The organism is Microbacterium rhizosphaerae (genome assembly GCF_034120055.1).
Taxonomy (GTDB): domain Bacteria; phylum Actinomycetota; class Actinomycetes; order Actinomycetales; family Microbacteriaceae; genus Microbacterium; species Microbacterium rhizosphaerae.
Map to the genome: position 1 here is coordinate 3,909,089 of NZ_CP139368.1, position 18,194 is coordinate 3,927,282.

Genomic DNA, 18,194 nt, shown 5'->3' on the forward strand with positions numbered 1-18,194 from the left:
TTGCCTTTCTGGTCGGTCCCCGAGCCTGTCGAAGGGTCAGAACATGGGGTGGTCGTGGGCGGCGTGCACGGGAACCTGCTGCAGCACGTCCCAGTGCTCGACGATCCGGCCGTCCTCGAATCGGTAGATGTCCGCGACCGCCGCGTGGGGCGCGCCGGGTCGGGAAGCCTTCACGTGCACCATCGCCAGATCGCCGTCGACGAGGATGCGCTGGATCTCGAACCGCGCATCGGGTGAGCCGTCGAACTTCGGCGTCAGCAGCTCGACGGCGGCGGCCGGGCCGTCCACGATCGTCGGGTTGTGCTGGACGTAGTCGTCCGCGACCAGCAGGGCGAACGCATCCGCCACGCGCTTGTGCGTGTAGAAGAGGTCGCAGAAGCGCTCGAACGCGGCGCGGTTGTCGGTCATGCGTCGTCCTCCCGCAGCGGTGCGAGCGTCACAGGCCCGAGCAGGCCGGTGGGCTCCTGCGGGGCGAAGGCGGAGAAGAAGTCGGGCTGCGCCTTCACGAGGGTGTTGACGACCTCGATCTCCAGCACGTTGGTCGCACGCAGGACGCCGTCCGGCACGTCGAAGACGTAGGGCGGTGCGATGCGCGTGCCGAGGTCGACGCCGTTCAGGCGCACGCTCGCCACCTCGAAGACGGCGCCGAGGTCGAGGCGCGCGGGACCGGTCGCAGCGGTGGAGAGGGATGCGGTGTACCGCAGCGTCCCGCTGAACCGGGGCAGCAGGCCCGGCCGGTCGAGCGGCACGAGCTCGTCCAGTTCACCCCACGGCCTGAACTCCGGATACTCCGTCGCGGTCGCGGTCGACACGCTCCAGGTCGGCGCGACGGGATGCGACTCACCCGCGGTGACAGCAGGGGCAACGGGCAGTCCGTCCCAGGCCTCGGGATCCCCGACCAGCAGCACGATCGCCTCACCGGGGCCGAGGTCGATATCCACGGAGGTCTCCGCCGCCCCCGGGGCTTCGAGCACGGCCGCTCCCGCGGTCGTCGGCAATCCGGCGGAATTCGGGCTCTCGGAGCCGAAACGCCCGATTCCGGCCGGATCACCGACGGTCGACGAACGGCGCAGAATCGGCGATCCGGCGGATATCGGGCTTTCCAGGCCGAAACGCCCGATATCCGCCGGATTTCCGCCGCGGAGCGCGGGCATCCGGGATGCCACGGCCGAGGGCCGGCCGGAGAACGCGTCGAACCGCACCGCCTCGCCGGCGCGCGGCACCGTCACGGCGGCCTGCACGCGGTCGCGCACCGACTCGTTGACGAGCATGACGACGTCGGCGTCGCCGTGGTCGATCCGCAGCGTTCGCAGGGACGGCGCATCCACCGACACCCGCACCGCGCGGTCGGTCATGCCGGACACGGCATCCACCAGCTCCCCGAGCGGCACGGCGCGGAACCGCGCCCGCAACGCCTCGGCGGCCCCGTCGGCGACCTCGGGGACGCTGTCGACGAAGACGACCGGCACTCCGGCGTCGTCGAGCCGCAGCAGTTCCGACGCGATGTGCGCAGGCAGGAACGCCGACCCGGGCACGACGAGCGCGTCGTACTCCTCGGCTCCCGCGACCAGCGCCGCCCCGTCGACGGATGCGGCGGCCAGCGCGTCGCCGGGCAGGACGTCGGCATCGAGCTGCGCCTCCATGAGCACCCGCAGCGGGCGCTCGAAGGGCTCCGCCTCGCCGAGCCACTCCGCGTCGGCGTGGTAGAGCACGGCGAAGGGCGCGACGTGTGCGCCGCCCTGCAGCAGGTGGCTGAGCCTGTTCGTGTACGCGCTCAGCACGTGCTGGTGCCGGTACTGGGGGTTCTCACCCCGGGCGTAGAAGTGCGGCGGGCAGTCGAGGTCCGGGAACGGCGCCGGCGAGAAGGCGTGCGGCACGATGTGCGTGACCCCGCGGACGAGCAGGTGATTCGTGAGCCACGTGAACAGGCGCAGCCCCGCGTACCAGCCGTAGGCGCCGATCGTCTCGCACATCGACCGTCCGCGCTTGCGCGGGTCGAGGTGCGCGGCGGAGGAGGCGAGCTTGGCCAGGCCGAAGTGGAAGAAGTCGCCGTCTGCCGCTCCGGACATGTTCCCGAACGGCCCCCGCGCGAAGCCGGGCACGACCTGGCCGCCGATGATGTCGACCCCCGCCATGTCCTGTCCGGCCATCGCGCGGAAGTAGTGCCCGGCACCGGGGCCGAGGCGGGCGTGCGCGCCGTTGTCCTCGATGACATGCCCGATGTACTCGACGTCGTGCGTGCGGCACCAGGCGCCCAGTCGACAGCTGAAGCTCTCGGAGTAGAGCCGGCTCACGGCATCCATGAACGCGTACCGCACGCGGCGCTCGGCGCCGCGACCCGGCGCCCACAGCAGGGGCAGGCTCAGCAGCGCATCCGCCCCGAGCGCCCCTTCGAGAAGCGGCAGGATGCGGTCGTTCCACGGCAGCGGCACCCGCGTGCCGAGCTGCGAGCCGAAGTCGAACGTGTCGGGGTCGTTGTACAGGCCGGGCTCGTCGCTGAAGAAGCCGGCGATCGTGTCGCCGAACTCGTCGGCGTACCGGGCGTGGATGCGTTCGTACACGCTGTCGATGAGCAGCTGCGTCGAGTCGGGGTTGAGGTAGTCGATGTGGTCCGCGTGCGGCGCGCTGCCCCCATCGGCCGTGACCGAGAGGAAGAAGACGCGCCACCAGCCGTCCGGGATGTCCCAGTGGATGACGCCGTCCGCGATGCGGTCGGTGAGGTCGACCGGCTCGCCGACCAGCTCGTCCGAGTCCTCGGCGCGGGGATAGGCCATCACGCGCAGCAGCTCCCCCGGATCGAGGGATGCCGAGGGCCCCCAGAACTGCCGCCGCTCGACGAGGAACGACGCGCCGACGGCCGGCCCGACGGCATCCGTGTGCCGCTCGACGAGGAACCGGCGACGCAGCCCGGCCGGAGCCGTCGCGACGGCCCCGCCCGCGTGCCCCGTCGGGAACGTGTCGTCGTCGAAGAACCAGACCTTCATGCCGCGCCGGCGCGCGATCTCGAGGACGGCGTCGACGTCGCGCCACCAGCCCTCTTCGAGGAATTCGGGATGCGGGCGCGCCTCGAGGATGACCGCGCCGATGCCGGCATCCGCGATGCGCTCCATCTCCTCGCGGACGATCTCGACCGGTCCGCCCTTCTGCCAGAAGAGCGGCATGATCACGTTCGGGACGGCGCCCGTCACGGCGTCACGCAGTCGCTGGAGGGTCATCGCGAGGCCTGCTCGCCCAGCGACCGATAGCGGAAGCTCCGGAAGACGACCTGGCCGTCGCCCGCGGCGAAGATCGCCGGACGCAGGCTCTTCAGGTCGTTGATCGTCGCCGAGTGCGCACCCGACGTGTCGTACCGCACGCCGTGGCGCTGCCACTCGCCGCCCGGGTGCCGGTGCCAACCGGTCACGATGTGGTGGTCGTTCTGCAGGCGGAGCTGGATGCCGCGACCCGGCTCGGCCGGCTCACGCCAGTGCGTGCGGATGCCGCCCGCAAAGCTGTGCATCGCCTCGCCGTCCCAGCCCATGCCGTAGAACAGGCGGTCGTTGAAGTACAGCAGCAGTCCGCCGAGCACGTCGCCGGAGGTCTCGAGCTCGACCTCCACTTCGAACGCGCGGTCCATCGACCAGGTCGTGAGGGGTGAGGAGTCCGCGGGTCCGGTGCCCTTGCCGGCCAGCACGAGTCCGTCGGCGAACACGGCGCGGGACTGCTCGTCGGGACCGGGGTTGTCGAACACCCAGCGCTCGCCCCACGCGGGGGCCGTGAAGTCGTCGGAAGGCGCCGGCACGGGGGTCGGCTCCGCACCGGGACGCGGCAGAGGCAGCGGCGCACCGAGGTCGCGCGCCGGCGCGATCGGCCAGCCGTCCTCGGTCCACTCGATGGGCTCGAGGAGCGCCTGGCGACCGAGGGTGCGGTAGCCGTTCTCGTAGCCGTGCGAGACCATGAACCACTGATCCGCCGGTCCTTCGAGGATCGTGGCGTGCCCGCGCGACCACCACGCTTCGTCGACGCTCCACGTGCGGGCGACGGGGTTGTGCGGGGAGTTCTCCCACGGCCCGAGCACCGAGCGGGAGCGGGCGACGATCACCATGTGCCCGGTGGCCGGACCTCCAGTGCCCCCCACGGCGCTCACGAGGTAGAACCAGTCGCCGCGCCGGAAGAACTTCGGCCCCTCGAGCGCGTAGGCCTCGGTGACCCACTCGTCCGGGTAGCGCCAGCCGTCATAGCCGTGCTCGAGCGGCGTCACGGCGGTCAGGCCGTCCGGGCTGAGCCGGCAGCGACGGATGCCGGCGACGAAGAGGTAGCGCTCTCCGTCCTCGCCCACGACATGGCCGGGGTCGATCGCGCCGGAGACTCCCGTGTACACCGGTTCGCTCCACGGGCCCTCCGGGCGGTCGGCATGGATGACCCACACCTGCGGTGCATCGATGGCGTCCGACCACGAGCTCGGGATGAACGGGATGTAGATGAAGTACCGCCCATCGTGCTCGACGAAGTCGGGCGCGAACACCGTGCTGAGGGGCTTCTCGACCGCGGACGTGACGAACGTCCAGTTGACGAGATCGGGCGAGCGCCAGATGGTGAGCCCCGGCGACGCGTCGAACGACGAGTACGTGAGGTAGTAGTCGTCGCCGACCCGCAGCACGCTCGGGTCCGGCCGATCGCCCGGGAGAACGGGGTTGCGGAAGTGTCCGTCCCCGAGGTCGGGGGCGGGTCGACGGGTCTCGATCATCCCGGGTCAGCCCTTGAGTCCGCCGGCGTAGCCCTGGATGAACTTCCGCTGGGCGAACGCGTAGAACGCCAGGATCGGGATCATCGAGACGATGACGATCGCGAAGATGAGGTTCCACTGCGAGACGAGCGAGCCGACGTAGCTGTACATCACGACGGGCAGCGTCTGCCACGGCGTTCCGTTCAGGAAGATCAGCGCCGTGAAGAAGTCGTTCCACACGATGAGCCCGGCGAGGATCGACACGGTGCCGGTCGCCGGGGACATGAGCGGGAACACGATCCGCCAGAACACCTGGTACCTGTTGGCGCCGTCGATCACGGCCGCCTCTTCGTACTCCACGCCGAGGTTGCGGAAGAAGTTGGCATAGAGGAACACCGACAGGGGAAGCAGCATCCCGGTGTAGATGATGACCATGCCCCACGGGTTGCCGACGAGTCCCACGCTGCGCGCCCCGATGTACAGCGGCAGCGTGCCCAGCTGCGTCGGCAGGATGATCGCCACGAGGAACAGGTAGAAGGAGCGTCGGCTCCACCGGCTCGTGGAGCGGGCGATGCCGTACGCGGCGACCGAGCCGAGCACCACCAGGAGCAGGATGCTGCCGACCGTGATGACGACACTCGCCAGCAGACCCGCCCAGATGTTGCCCGACGAGCTGGACGACGGCGACAGCAACTGCACGAAGTTGTCGATCGTGGGCTGGGTGGGCGGTGCGACCGCCGCGGTGTTCAGGATCTGCGGGAGGGTCTTGAAGGACCCCATCAGCAGGATCCAGAAGGGCAGCAGCAGAATCGCGGTGGCGAGGATCGTGATGATCTCGACCGTCAGGGTCTTCTTGGTGTAGCGGAACACGGGTCAGGCCTCCTTCTGCGAGCGGTCGCGCGTCGCGTACTGCTGTCCGACGGAGAAGATCAGGATGAGCAGGCTCAGCACGAGGGCCAGAGCGGCGCCGAACCCGAACTGCTGGTAGGTGAATGCCGTGTTGTAGACCTCGAGCGCCAGCGTCTGGGTGGCACCGGCGGGACCGCCGTTGGTGAGTGCGACCACCTGGTCGAACACGCGCAGGCCCTGGATCAGGGTGAGCGTCGTCGCGATCGCCACCGAGGGCTGGATCATCGGCAGCACCACGTACCGGAAGCGGCGGAAGGCGCCGGCGCCGTCGATGGCCGCGGCCTCCTCCATCTCCACCGGGACCGTGGCGAGGCCGGCGAGGTAGGTGACCATGATGAAGCCGATGTTCTGCCACACCAGAACGACCAGGACGCACCAGATCGCGAGCGTGGGGCTGGCCAGCCAGTTCTGCCTCGGAATCCCCAGGGCTCCGACGAACTGGTTCAGCGGGCCGTTGTAGTCGAAGATGAACTTCCAGATGTACGAGACGGCGATGGGGCTCACGACCACCGGCATGAACACGAGGGTGCGCAGCACGTAGCGCGACTTCAGCCCGCGATTCAGGGCCAGTGCGAACAGCAGGCCCAGGATGTTCGTGAAGATGAGGAACCCGAACGCCAGGAACAGAGTGTTCCACAGCGAGCCGACGAGCTCCGGCGTCTGGAAGATCTTCACGAAGTTCTGCAGACCGACGAAGTCGAAGTCGCCGACGCCGGTCCAGTTCGTGAAGGCGAAGAAGCCTCCGGCGACCGTCGATGCGTAGATCACGATCAGCACGAGCACGAGGGCGGGCAGCGCCCACCACCACGAGCCGAGCCGCACGTGGTAGGACTTCGTCCGCGGACCCCGCGGCCGTCCCCGCCCGACCGACCGCGCGGTCGTGATCACTTCGGTCTCGGTCACCATCTGGGTCACCATCGCGTCATTCCCCTCATCCGAGCCGGTGGCCGGCCCTCAGGGCCGGCCACCGAGCGCATCCGGATCAACCCCAGTCGGCATCCATCTGCTTGAGCACCTGGTCGACCGTCATCTGACCGGTCAGGATGCCCTGTACGCCGCTCCCCAGGTCGGCGTACACCTTCGCGTTCGACCACGCCGTGGCCGGGTATCCCCGAACGTCGTTCGCCGTGATCATGTCCTTGAGGCCTTCGTATTGGGGCAGCAGTGCCGTGGAGCTGCTGACGTTCACCGGGATGGTGCCCACCAGCGTGGAGTACGCCTGCTGGCCCTCGCCCGACAGGATGTACTTCAGGAAGTCCGTCGACAGCTTGGGGCTCTTTGTCTTGGCGCTCGCCGCAACGCTCTGATCCGCACTCAGCGACAGGTACGTCTTGGTGCCCGCGGGCGCGGGAATGGGCTGGATGACGAGCTTCACGTGGCCGCCCGCGGCATCCATGATCTCCTTCGCCGCCGCGCTCGGCGCGAAGAAGCCGAGGATCTTGCCCTGCGAGGCGCCGTTCGTCAGAGCGTCGAAGCCGGCGCCCTGCGCTCCGTCCTGGAAGCACTTGGCGTCGAACATCGCCTTGATCGACTCGAGCGCCGTGTGCCAGCCCTTCGTCCCGTCGAAGGTGACCTTGCCTGCGGCGCGCTTCTGGTTCCAGTCCTTGTCGGGGCCGTAGACCGTCGAGGTCGCGATGCCGAGCGCCAGGAAGCCCGTGTTGGGCGGCGCGGCTCCGGCCAGGCCGTAGATCGACTTGCCCTGCGCGCGCGCCGCGCCGCACTGCGCGATGAGGTCGTCGAGGCTCGTCGAGGGGGTCACGTTCACGCCGATGGACTTCGCCAGCTCGTCGTTCCAGATCACGCCGTTGGCCTGGGTGCCGAGCGGCACGCCGTACGCCTTGCCGTTGTAGACCCAGAGGTCCTTCTGCGACGCGGGCAGGTTCCGCTGGATATCGTCGCTGAGCGGCAGCAGCAGCCCGGCCTTCGCCCAGGGGATGATCGAGTTCGCCTGGCCGATGCCACCCTCGGCATTGAAGGTGTCGGGGGCGTTACCGCCCTGCACCCGGGTGGCGAGGGCGCTCGCGTAGCTCTCGCCCGGGAGGTTCACCGTGTTGACGGTGACGCCTTTGTGCGCCTTCTCGTAGTTGGTGGCGATGCTCGTGTACGCCGCCTTGTCCTGCGGGTTGCTGGCACCGAAGGCGTACGAGATGGTCTGCGGTTCGGGTCCGCTGGCCGTGTTGCTTCCGGAGCAGCCGGCGAGGATGAGGGCCCCGACGGCGAGCGGGGCGGCGAACAGGCCGATCCGCATCCGCGAACGGAGATGCTGTGTCATGTCCAGCCTTTCTGACTTCGTTGTCGACACTCGCTCGTCGAGTGTCCGGTGCTGTTTCTCCAGTATCGCCGGGATGCGCCTAAAACACACATAAGTGGTTTGGATATCAGACATAACCCGGCGCCCGTGCGGCACAGTCGGGACATGCGGAGTTCTGCGGGTGCGCCGATCGGGGGCGACGATGGGCCCGGTGTGCCGCATCAGCGCGGCTGATACAGTTGCCACACCAGCGCCTCACCCGAAGGATCACGCAGAAGTGGCCGATCATCTCCTGCTGTCCCGGCTCGATCTGAATCTGCTCGTGTCGCTCGACGCCCTGCTCACCGAGCGCAGCGTCACGCGGGCCGCCGAGCGCCTGCACCTCAGCCAGCCGGCCCTCAGCGCCTCCCTCGCGCGGCTGCGGACGCACTTCGGCGACCCGATCCTCGCCCGCCGCGGCAACACGTACGAGCTCACCCCGCTCGCCCTCCGGCTCGCCGACCACACGACGACGGCGCTCGAGGCGGCGCGCCGCGTGTTCGAGAGCCAGGCGACGTGGGATCCGGCGGAGTCGGTGCGCGAGTTCTCGATCTACGGCTCCGACTACGGCTTCACGACCGTGGGCCGCGTCGTCTCCGAGCTCGCGGCGCAGCGCGCACCGGGGGTGCACTTCCGGTTCATGCTGCACAACCCGGCGGTGGTCGAGGATGCCGCGAACCGCCTGCGCTCCGTGGACGGGATGGTGATCCCGCACGGCTTCCTCACCGATCTGCCGTACGTGGACGTGTGGCGGGATGAATGGGTGGCGATCGTCGCGGCCTCCAACGACACCGTCGGCGAGCGGCTGACGCAGGACGACATGCTGCGCCTGCCGTGGGTCATGAACTACCAGAGCCGGTCGGCCTTCACCTCCGCCGAGCGGCAGGTGCAGCAGCTCGGCATCGAGCCCAAGGTCGAGGTGGTGGTCGAGAGCTTCCTCGCCATCCCGCACTTCATCGCGGGCACCTCCCGTGTGGCGATCATCCACTCGGCGCTCGTCCCGCTGGCGTTGCGCGCGGCCGCCGTGCGGGTGGTCGGCCTGCCGTTCTCCCCGACTCCGATCGTCAACGCGCTGTGGTGGCATCCGGTGCACAGTCACGATCCCGAGCACACGTGGATGCGGTCGCTGTTCGAAGAGGCCGGACGCATCGTCGAGGCCGGCGAGCACGCCTGAACCACGGACAGGGAGCCGGGCGCCCTCCGCGCCCCGCTCCCTGATTCACCGATGGATGCGGGTCACCCCCAGTCGGCGTCCATCTGCTGGAGCACCTGCTTGACGGTCATCTGACCGGTGAGGATGCCCTGCACGCCGCTGCCGAGATCGGCGTAGACCTTCGCGTTCGTCCAGTCCGTCGAGGGAAGCCCGCGGACGGTGTTCGAGGTGATGAGTCCCTTCACCGGGTCGAACTGCGGCAGCAGTGCGGTCGATGCCGTCGCCGTGACCGGGATGGTGCCGACGGCCTGGGAGTACTGCTCCTGACCGGCCGGCGAGACGATGAACTTCAGGAAGTCCGCGGCGAGCTTCGGGCTCTTCGTCTTCGCGCTCGCGGAGACCGACTGGTCGGCGCTTACCGAGAGGTACGTCTTCGTTCCGCTCGGGGCCGCGATCGGCAGGATGACGAGCTTCACGTGGCCGCCCGCGGCATCCATGATCTCCTTCGCCGCGTTGCTCGGCGCGAAGAAGCCGAGGATCTTGCCCTGCGAGGCGCCGTTGGTCAGGGCGTCGAAGCCGGCGCCCTGGGCGCCGTCCTGGAAGCAGCCCGCGTCGTACATCTTCTTCAGGTTGGTCAGGGCCTCGTTCCAGCCCTTGGTGCCTGCGAAGGTGACCTTGCCTGCCGCGCGCTTCTCGTTCCAGTGCTGATCGGGTCCGTAGACGGTCGAGGTGGCGAGGCCGAGCGCGAGGAACGCGTTGTTCGGGACGGTGGATCCGGCCAGACCGTAGACCGTCTTGCCCTTCGAGCGGGCGACCGCGCACTGCGCGATGATGTCGTCGAGGCTGGTGGATGCGTCGATGTTGACGCCGATGGACTTCGCCAGCTCGTCGTTGTAGATCACGCCGTTCGCGTTCGAGCCGAGCGGCACGCCATACGCCTTGCCGTTGTAGGTCCACAGCTCCTTCTGCGACGAAGGCAGCGCCGAGGTGACCGCCGAGTCGGTCAGCGGCAACAGCAGGCCGGCCTTCGCGAACGGGATGATCGAGTACGACTGACCCGTTCCGCCCTCGGACTGGAACGTGTCGGGCGCGTTGCCGCCCTGCACGCGGGTGGCGACCGCGGTCTGGTAGCTCTCGGCGGGCAGGTTCTGCGGCGTGACGGTGACGCCCTTGTGAGCCTTCTCGTAAGCCTGGGCGAGACCCGAGTACGCCGCCTTGTCGGCGTCGTTGGTCGCGCCGAAGGCGAACGTGATCGTCTGCGGTTCCTTGGCGCTCGCTCCGCTGCCGGTCGAGCACCCCGCGAGGACGAGGGCTCCCGCGGCGAGCGGGGCCGCGAACAGGGCGATCCGCTTCCACGAACGGTGCTGTGTCATGTCCAGCCTTTCTGACGTCGTCGTCGGCACGGTCATTCGGGTCGATCCGTGCATTTGGTCAAGAGAAACACAGATCCGCTGAAAACACACATAAGTCTTCGCGATGCTGATCATCAGCGACCTTGTGGGTCGCCGGAACTGTGGCGTCGACACGCACGACCTCGGCGCTCCGTGCCACTCGACGTTCCGCAACGCGGCGGGTCACGTGCGAGCAGATGTCCGGATCCCGGACGACGTCGTCGAGCGCTACGGGGGCGGATTCATCGGGATGCTGCGACCCGACCTGTACCGACGCATGCTGGCGGCCCTCCCGGAAGGCATGCTGCATGTCCACACGGAGGTCGCCGAGATCGCCGACCGGGGCGACCACGTCGAGCTGACGCTGAAGGGCGGGTCGACCGTCCGCACACCGCTGCTCGTCGGCGCGGATGGCATCGATTCGACGGTGCGGACGCACGTGTGGGGCGCCTCCCCGAAGAGAGAGCACCGCCTGCAGATCATCGGCGGCTACTGCCCGATGAGTGACGTCGCGCCGTCGGCGAGCAGCATCCGCGAACCCCAGCAGGCGCGCAGCCGGGCCAGCTGGCTCCGGGTGGTCGCGGCGGGGCGCGACCTGCTCGCCGAAGGCGGCTATGACGCCCTCACCATCAGCGAGGTCTGCCGCCGCGCCGGTGTGACGGCCCCGTCGATCTACGCGCGCGTGGACGGTCGGGCGGGGCTCTTGCGCGCCGTGTACGAAGACGTCATGCAGGATGTCGTGGCCTCGGAGGACGAGCTCTTCGGGTCTACCGAGCCGTCGGTTGCCGGAGCAGTGGGGGCCGCCGCGACCGTGTTCGACCGCCACTCCGCGCTGATGGGGGCGATCATCCGACAGGCCGTGGAGGACCCGTGGCTGCTCTCGCACGGTGCGATGACCTCCCGGCGACTGCGGTCGCGGATCGCGGGTGCGTTACATGCGCGGAGCGCCGAGGCTGCCGCATCCGCCGCTCGTGTCGTCTACGAGGCGTGCGTCTTCCGCACCATCTACGGACCGACGTTCTGGTCGGACGAGCCCGAGACGCTCGACGAGTTCTGCGCGCGTCTCACCCGCGTCGCCGAAGGAGTCCTCGGGGACGGGTGACTCAGAGGCGGAGGACCCGGATGCGGACCACGCCGATCCCGTCCGTCGGCAGCACGACCAGCCGCTCGTCGCCGTTCAGGACGGCTCGCGGCATCCACTCCCCCGCCTCGAACCGACCGGCGACGACGGAATCGATCTCGACCGTGCCGTCGTCGTGGAAGAAGTCGATCGTGAGGCCCTCCCCGATCACGAGGAAGGCGTCACTGTCCTCGGCGACGACGAGTGCGAGCGGGCGCGTGTCGTGCGCTGAGGTGATCCTGGCGCCGTCCATCGTCTCGGCCGGCAGCTCGGGCGTCGCCGGCAGCTCGGCGACGCCGACGTCGAGCAGCATCCGCCCGAAGAGCGCGCGTGTGCCGCGGCCGACGAGCCGGTAGCCGCCGAGGTCGACCTCGGCGTAGTCCGCAGCGGGCTCGAGGACGACGCCGGCGAGCCGGCCGTCGCGCTGGGCCGTCGTGACGAGCTCTTCGAGTTGGGTGAGCTGTTCGAGCAGCTGCGAGACCTGGCCGCCCGCGCGTGCGTCGTCGATGCCGAACGCCGACCAGCCGAGGGCTCCGCGGGCGATCGACAGAACGGCGTCCCCGGCACGCAGCCGGCACTCCGGGACGAACAGCGGGCTTCCGTCGGCGACATATGCGTCCATGACACCGGCCGCATCGTCGATGTAGATGTCTGGCGACCGCGTGGCCAGGCTCGGCGCCGCGGCGCGCCAGACGTCGAGCACGCGGCTCGCCGGTCCGCCGCTCGGGTACCGACCGGCGCGGTCCTGGCCGGGCTGCGGACCGAGCCACGCGTTGACGTAGAAGGGAACGGGCCAGACGGCGGCGCCGCGCACTGCGAGCGCCTCGACGTAGGAGGCGAACGCCCACGCCATGAAGACCTCGTCGGCCTCCCAGCCGTCGCCGAGCAGTTCAGACCACGAACCCGATCGCGGCGCGCCGGCCTCGCGCCACAGTCCCGCGGCGATCGACGCCGGCGCGGTGTCAAGGAAGGCGAGGAACGCCTCCGGGACGTCGGCGCCCCACGCCGCCGCGGCGAGCTCGCTGCGGTCGCGGCTGTCCGCCAGAAGTCCGATCTCGTTCTCGATCTGCACCATCGCGACGCGATCGCGCAACTCGTTCCCGGCGACGAAGGACATCAACGCCTCGAATGCGCGCGCATCCGCCTCGCGCAGCTCGGGCGAGAAGACGCTCAGCACGGGCGAGGGCGTCTGGCCCTCGTATGTGAACGCCGGCCTGATCTGACCGCTCGTGCGAGCGCGCGGAAACCGCTGCGTGTCAGCCCGGACCCAGCGCGGTGCGTAGGTCGAACCCGCGTTCTTGTACGCACCGAACCACAGCAGGACAAGGCGGAGGTCGTTCGCGTCGGCCTGGGTCAGCAGGGCCTCGACGAGCGAGAAGTCGAACTCGCCCTCGACCGGCTCGGTGAGGTCCCAGCAGACGGGCGCGACGACCGTGTTGCCGCCGAGCTCGCGCACGTGCCGGAGTCCTTCGGCGATCCCGCCGATGCTCGAGGAGGTCGAGTTGTGCAGCTGGCCGCCGAGCAGGAGGACGGGCCGGTCGTCGAACAGCAGCTGCGTGTCGGCGATGCGCCAGCGCGGGGTGGTCACGCGCGCATCCATGCCGCGATCACCTCGATCGTGGGGAGCGCCGTCGGATCCGACGGCTCATTGATGTGCGCGTGGTCCGCACCTGGCTCGAGATGCAGAGTCACGTCAACGCCGCCCTCGTCGAGCAGCGCCGCGAAGGCCTCGCCGGACGGACGGAGGCCGTCGTGCTCGCAGACCACCACGATCGTGCGCGGGAAGCCCTCGCCCGACCCCAGCCCGGCGAACACGTGCGGATCGTACAGCGCCTCGGCGGAGCCCGCGTAGTTCAGCGACAGCTGGGCGTGCGGCGCGGCCGGATCCGGGATGGAACCCGGATGCGCGCCGTCGGGGTGCGCGACGGGATACACGAGCACCAGCCCGGCCGGGACGGTCCCGCCGCCGTCGCGCAGCCGCGCGGCCGCGCCCGAGGTCAGCGCGCCGCCCGCGCTCGCCCCGCCGAGGTAGAGCGCTTCGGGGCCGACGCCCAGGAGGTCAGCCGAGTGCGCGAGGCCGTACTCCCAGGCCGCGATGACGTCGTCCGAGGGCACCGGGTAGTGGACATCGCCGAGGCACTTCGAATAGTCGACGGCGAGCACCGGGATGCCGCGAGCCGCGAGCTCGAGCGCGACCCAGTTCGACTCGGGCATGTCGAGGTACCCGCCGATGAACGCTCCCCCGTGCACCCACACGAGTCCTCGACCGGAGGAGTCCGCGCTGTTATCGCGGTACGCGCGGGCGGGCTGCGCGCCATACGGGGTCTCGATCGTCAGGTCGTGCGTCTCGACGTTCGCCAGCCGTGGGAAGCGGCGTCGCAGCGACCCGGTGTCGATGTCGGTGCGCGGGTCGGCGGGCTCGCCGTTCTCACGCAGCCACCGCAGGGCCTCCGGAAACGGCAGTGAGCGGATGTCGAACTCGCTGTCGGTCATGCCGAGATTCTCCCTGTCATACGCGGTGTCTCCGCATCCATCTCATTCCGTACCCGGGTGTCTGGCCGAGCAGCCGCGATCCATTCGGAGACGACGGGCGATCCCGCGAACCGCTCGGCGATCAGCAGGTACCCGGCCGGGCTGGGATGCAGGCCATCGGGCAGCTCCCCGAGGTCGTCCGCGCCGAAGAGATCACGCCCATCCAGATAGAACAGTGCGGGGTCTTCCGACGCCCGGGTCTGGACGATGTCTCGCAGAATCCCGCGAACCGAGCGCAGGGACAGGGGCGGTTCGAAGACGTCGGTCGTCTGGCTCGGCGTTCCGTGCCGCTCACCGGTCTCCGGGTCGGTGACAGTCGGGCCCGGTGTGTCCTCGTGCATCGGGCAGATGATCGGCGAGACCACGAGAATCGGCGCCGTCGGAGCGCCATCGCGGATCGTGTCGAGGAAACCGTGCACGGCGGGGACGAACGTGCGCCGCTTCATGGTGTCACCACGGACGATGTTGATGCCGATCTTCAGGCTGAGGAGGTCCGCGCCCGAGTCCCTCATCGCCCGGGCGGTGAATTGATCCAGATGGGCGTTGGCCGCGAAGCCGAGATTCGTGACGTCCAGCCCCAGCTGGTCGGCCGCAGCGACAGGCCACACACCACGAGGTGTCGCCGCCTCGATGCAGTGGCTGATCGAGCTGCCGTGATGCCACCAGCGCAGCTGGTCACGGGGCTCGGCGGGCCGGAGCGGCGCATCGGCTCGCGCATCGCGGATCTCGACGGTGTCGGTCTGCGGTAACCACACGACGACCCGGCGCTCCTCGACACCCGTCCCACCGAGCTCGAACCGCACGACGGCCGGCTCGCCCTGCACGAATCGCGGTCCGCCGGGCTCCGCCAGATGCAGCTCGGATCCACCCGTCACGCGGGCATCGTCGACGGGCTCGCCGTCGACCGTCGCGGAGAACACCGCCCACCGCGCCTGCGCGGGAACCCAGGGCAGATACAGACCGGTCGTCTCCACCGTGAGCTCGATCCACGTCGCCGCCGTACGGAACTCGCAGCGCACCCCCGAGGCCTGCTCAGCCGCGATCCGCATCCAGTCCGAGTCGGACTGGGCCCGAGCGCGCGCCGGCAACCGCAACGGTGTCAGACCGGTCGCGCTGACCTCGACGTCGACAGCTCCATGCAGGCTTGCCCGAACGAGGTCTGCAGTCTCCTGATTCATGTCACTCCTTCGGTGCTCTGCCGGAAGGCGTGGACGTCTGCGACGGCCCGCTGAGCCGCGATGATGGATGCCGTCGGCATGGAGCGGGCGCGCGAACGCCTCTCGGCCTGCGCGGACTGCGCGGTCATACGGGGGCCGCCACAGCGTGCATCGCGCGGCGGATGAGGTCGTGCTGCTTGCGGACGAGCAGCAGCGGGTCGACCTCGCCGAGCTCGGCGAACGCGTGGCCCTCCCACTCGCTCGACCAGTAGCCGCGGTATCCGCCCTCGACGAAGACCCTGACGAGCTCCGGGTAGTCGATCGCAGGCTCCTGGCCGTCCTCGTCGATGTCGTAGAACTTCGCGTGCACGTGCAGGATCTGCGGCATGATGTCGGCCCACTCGTGCGGGTCGACGTGCCCGTGCATGTTGAAGGCCAGGTGCGCGAACGAGCCGAGACGCCCGGGGTCGAAGTCCCGGTTGCGCAGGTAGCCGATGAACTCCTCCTGGCGGTCGCGCATCGGGGCATCGGTGGCCCAGATGTCCTGCATCCGCTGGACGCCCCCCTCGTCCAATCCTGCGCGGCGAACGGCGCGCAGCAGCGTCGGCGACATGGCGTGCATCGTCGCGGAGAAGTCGGCGACGAACCCGAGGAGGGGCGAGTCGAGCTCGGCGAAGGTGTCGCGCACCTTCAGGATCGGCTCGGCGTTCGGGCCCATCGGGGCGTGGATCTCGTACGCGAGCTTGAGATCCAGCTGCTCCGCGATGGGCAGCAGGCGCCGCAGCAGCTCGGGCTTGGCGGATTGGATGCGCACCAAGGGGAATCCGAGCTTCTTCGCGCCCTGGAACATGAGCTCGCTGAAGGCGAACTCCTCGTCCGGGGTCATGTCGCGATCGCGCCGCCTGCCCATGTCGAGGTTGGCACCGAACGAGCTCGCGTCGAATCCGTGGCGGTCGAACGCCTCGCGCCACGTACGCACGAAGTCGTCCGACACGACGGGATACGTCGGCACCATCTGCGATGCCACGATCTCGATGCCCGGCCCGATCCCGAGCTCGGCGACGCGATCGAGGAGGCCGTCGAAGTCGAACCACCCCGCCCTGAACTCGGCCGAAGCCGAGTAGAGCGTGAGACCCAGCTGGAAGGGGTCGGCGTCCGTGGCGGGCGGGGGCGGCGCGATGCCCGTCTCGAGCACCGGGGGCTCGGGATCGCGATCGGTCGCGGTGAGGGTGAGCACCTGGTGGACGATGTTCGGCACATAGAGGCCGGCTCCGCCGTTCTCGCCCGGAACGATCTGCATGTATGGCAACCGCAATTCGCCGTGGATCACGATGTCGTGCGTCTCGCCGAGCGCGACCGCGGCATCACGCCGCACGATCAGGAGCGGGTGCGACTGCAGGTACCAGAGCACGTCGCTCTGCGCGGGAAGGTCGGCGATGGCGTACCGTACGCCGTCGAGCTCGAACGTCAGGTCGTCCTGCGGCACATCGACGCCGTCGATCGAGACCCAGAGGGTGGTCACGGACGACAGCCAGAGGCTGCGGTACCAGGGGATGGTCAGCGCCAGCGCGAACCCGTCGGGGTGCGTGCGCAGGCTCGCGTCGTCGATCAGTCCGTTCGGCATGTCATCTCTCCGTTCGTTCGGCCGCGATGGAGCGGATCAGGGCGTGCTGCCGGCGCAGCTGGTCGGCGGCGCGATAGGGCACGTGGTGCCCCTCGTACTCGCTCGACAGCCAGCCGGTGTAGCCCGAGTCGACGACGACGTCGATGATCTCGCGCCACGGGAGGTAGTGGTCGACGAGGTCGTCGTCCACCTCGTAGAACTTGGCCTGGAAGTACACCGTGTGCTCCATGACCTCGGCGAGGTCCGACACCGGCACGAACGGGACGTCCGGCGGCATCGCTCCCCCATCACCCATGCGGAACGACGCGCTGCCGCCACGTGCATGGAACCGCTGGACGTCGAAGACGCCGGTGTCGATCAGCAGGCCGAACTGCGAGGTGCCGGTCCGCTCCTTGAACTCGAGGTACTCCTCGACCACCGGGGACCTGATGACCGTCGGCCAGTGGATCTCGGGGCAGATGACGATGCCGAGCTCCTCAGCGAGCTCGAGGTTGCGCTCGACGGCCTCCTGCCAGATCGGGTCGACCTGCAGGTCGCCCGAGATCACGCCGATCTTCGGGCGGACGAACGAGAAGCCGAGCCGCCCGGCCAGGCGCAGGTCGAGTGCGAGCTGCGCGGCCCCCTCGGCGGCCGTCATCCCGCGTCCTGGGAACCGGCGGGTGTCGATCCACGAGCCGTACAGCGTGGGCGTGAGGCCGAGGCGCTCGTTCCGCGCGAACCAGGCGTCGATCCATGCGGTCGAGGGGTTCGGGTAGTCGGCGATATGGCCCTCGCCGAGGATCTCGAGGCCCTTCGCGCCGAGGTCGGCGACATCCTCGATGCAGTCCTCCACGGTCATCGTCACTCCGAGGTCCTCGGTGTAGCTGTAGAGCGAGACGCCGAGACCGAAGGGCAGGTTGTCGGTGCTCATCGGACGATCACCGCCTTTCGGGTCGCGGTCCAGATGGAGGGCTGGAGCTCTTCCGGGATGTACGACATGCGCAGGCGCAGTTCGAGCGTCACCTCGTGGATGCCGCGGGCCAGCCCGCCGGGCTTCGGAACCGTGAGCACCGCCGGCGCGTCCATCGGCCAGCGCGCGTCGGGCGATCTCTGCAGCTCGGCGAAGGTGTACTCGCCGGTGGGGAGGGTCCAGAGGGTGTCGTCGCCGGCGAACTCCTCGCCGTCCACGGTGACCGTCGGCCTCTCGATGAGGCTTCCCCACAGACCGCGGTAGTACGGGCTGCGCACGCGCAGCTGGAAGCCGGTGGGCGCGGCATCCGGTCCGACGTTGCGGAATCCGGCGGCCTGGATCAGCTGTTCTTCGAGCATGTCTT

At 69.4% G+C, this 18,194-nt stretch carries 16 protein-coding genes; 2 read left to right on the forward strand and 14 right to left on the reverse strand.

Translation table 11 applies throughout. From position 1 onward, the window contains the following. Positions 1–36 precede the first annotated feature (36 nt). The 6 genes from SM116_RS17750 to SM116_RS17775 form a co-directional block, all read right to left on the reverse strand. Positions 37–408, reverse strand: coding sequence for a nuclear transport factor 2 family protein (locus SM116_RS17750; RefSeq protein ID WP_320942292.1), 372 nt, complete (start codon positions 406–408; stop codon positions 37–39). After that, entirely contained in the window at positions 405–3,215 is a 2,811-nt protein-coding gene (locus SM116_RS17755) for a hypothetical protein (RefSeq protein ID WP_320942293.1), read from the reverse strand. The genes SM116_RS17750 and SM116_RS17755 overlap by 4 nt, the downstream gene beginning before the upstream one ends. After that, a complete protein-coding gene (locus SM116_RS17760) occupies positions 3,212–4,726 on the reverse strand; it encodes a family 43 glycosylhydrolase (RefSeq protein WP_320942294.1) in 1,515 nt (504 codons plus the stop codon). The genes SM116_RS17755 and SM116_RS17760 overlap by 4 nt, the downstream gene beginning before the upstream one ends. Positions 4,727–4,732: 6 nt before the next feature. Continuing rightward, complete coding sequence (locus SM116_RS17765; RefSeq protein WP_320942295.1) at positions 4,733–5,575, reverse strand: carbohydrate ABC transporter permease; 843 nt, start codon at positions 5,573–5,575, stop codon at positions 4,733–4,735. Positions 5,576–5,578: 3 nt separating this feature from the next. Then, on the reverse strand, positions 5,579–6,532 hold the full coding sequence (locus SM116_RS17770) for a carbohydrate ABC transporter permease (protein WP_320942296.1): 954 nt from the start codon (positions 6,530–6,532) through the stop codon (positions 5,579–5,581). 64 nt (positions 6,533–6,596) lie between these two features. After that, positions 6,597–7,886 carry an ABC transporter substrate-binding protein gene (locus tag SM116_RS17775; RefSeq protein WP_320942297.1) on the reverse strand — a complete coding sequence of 430 codons (1,290 nt, stop codon included), beginning with the start codon at positions 7,884–7,886 and terminating at the stop codon, positions 6,597–6,599. A 256-nt stretch (positions 7,887–8,142) separates the two neighbouring features. On the opposite strand from SM116_RS17775, the gene SM116_RS17780 reads away from it, so the two are divergent. Beyond that, positions 8,143–9,078, forward strand: a complete 936-nt coding sequence (locus tag SM116_RS17780; protein WP_320942298.1) for a LysR family transcriptional regulator — start codon at positions 8,143–8,145, stop codon at positions 9,076–9,078. 62 nt (positions 9,079–9,140) lie between these two features. On the opposite strand, the gene SM116_RS17785 is transcribed toward SM116_RS17780, so the two are convergent. After that, complete coding sequence (locus SM116_RS17785) at positions 9,141–10,430, reverse strand: ABC transporter substrate-binding protein (RefSeq protein WP_320942299.1); 1,290 nt, start codon at positions 10,428–10,430, stop codon at positions 9,141–9,143. Between the two features lie 103 nt (positions 10,431–10,533). Here SM116_RS17785 and SM116_RS17790 point away from each other — a divergent pair, with 103 nt between their 5' ends. After that, the gene (locus tag SM116_RS17790) at positions 10,534–11,550 is read left to right on the forward strand and encodes a TetR/AcrR family transcriptional regulator (protein ID WP_320942300.1); all 1,017 of its coding nucleotides are present in this window, start codon (positions 10,534–10,536) and stop codon (positions 11,548–11,550) included. A 1-nt stretch (position 11,551) separates the two neighbouring features. Here SM116_RS17790 and SM116_RS17795 read toward each other — a convergent pair whose 3' ends face one another. Genes SM116_RS17795 through SM116_RS17825 form a run of 7 tightly spaced genes read right to left on the reverse strand, consistent with a single transcriptional unit; the run spans position 11,552 to position 18,189 of the window. Further along, positions 11,552–13,156, reverse strand: coding sequence for a DUF5597 domain-containing protein (locus tag SM116_RS17795; RefSeq protein ID WP_320942301.1), 1,605 nt, complete (start codon positions 13,154–13,156; stop codon positions 11,552–11,554). Beyond that, positions 13,153–14,061, reverse strand: a complete 909-nt coding sequence (locus SM116_RS17800; protein ID WP_320942302.1) for an alpha/beta hydrolase — start codon at positions 14,059–14,061, stop codon at positions 13,153–13,155. The genes SM116_RS17795 and SM116_RS17800 overlap by 4 nt, the downstream gene beginning before the upstream one ends. Continuing rightward, positions 14,058–15,278, reverse strand: a complete 1,221-nt coding sequence (locus SM116_RS17805) for a GDSL-type esterase/lipase family protein (protein WP_320942303.1) — start codon at positions 15,276–15,278, stop codon at positions 14,058–14,060. The genes SM116_RS17800 and SM116_RS17805 overlap by 4 nt, the downstream gene beginning before the upstream one ends. After that, positions 15,275–15,406, reverse strand: a complete 132-nt coding sequence (locus SM116_RS17810) for a hypothetical protein (protein WP_320942304.1) — start codon at positions 15,404–15,406, stop codon at positions 15,275–15,277. The genes SM116_RS17805 and SM116_RS17810 overlap by 4 nt, the downstream gene beginning before the upstream one ends. Continuing rightward, positions 15,403–16,881, reverse strand: coding sequence for a C-glycoside deglycosidase beta subunit domain-containing protein (locus tag SM116_RS17815; protein WP_320942305.1), 1,479 nt, complete (start codon positions 16,879–16,881; stop codon positions 15,403–15,405). The genes SM116_RS17810 and SM116_RS17815 overlap by 4 nt, the downstream gene beginning before the upstream one ends. 1 nt (position 16,882) lies before the next feature. Continuing rightward, on the reverse strand, positions 16,883–17,791 hold the full coding sequence (locus SM116_RS17820; protein WP_320942306.1) for a sugar phosphate isomerase/epimerase family protein: 909 nt from the start codon (positions 17,789–17,791) through the stop codon (positions 16,883–16,885). Next, positions 17,788–18,189, reverse strand: coding sequence for a C-glycoside deglycosidase beta subunit domain-containing protein (locus SM116_RS17825; protein WP_320942307.1), 402 nt, complete (start codon positions 18,187–18,189; stop codon positions 17,788–17,790). The genes SM116_RS17820 and SM116_RS17825 overlap by 4 nt, the downstream gene beginning before the upstream one ends. Positions 18,190–18,194 lie beyond the last annotated feature (5 nt).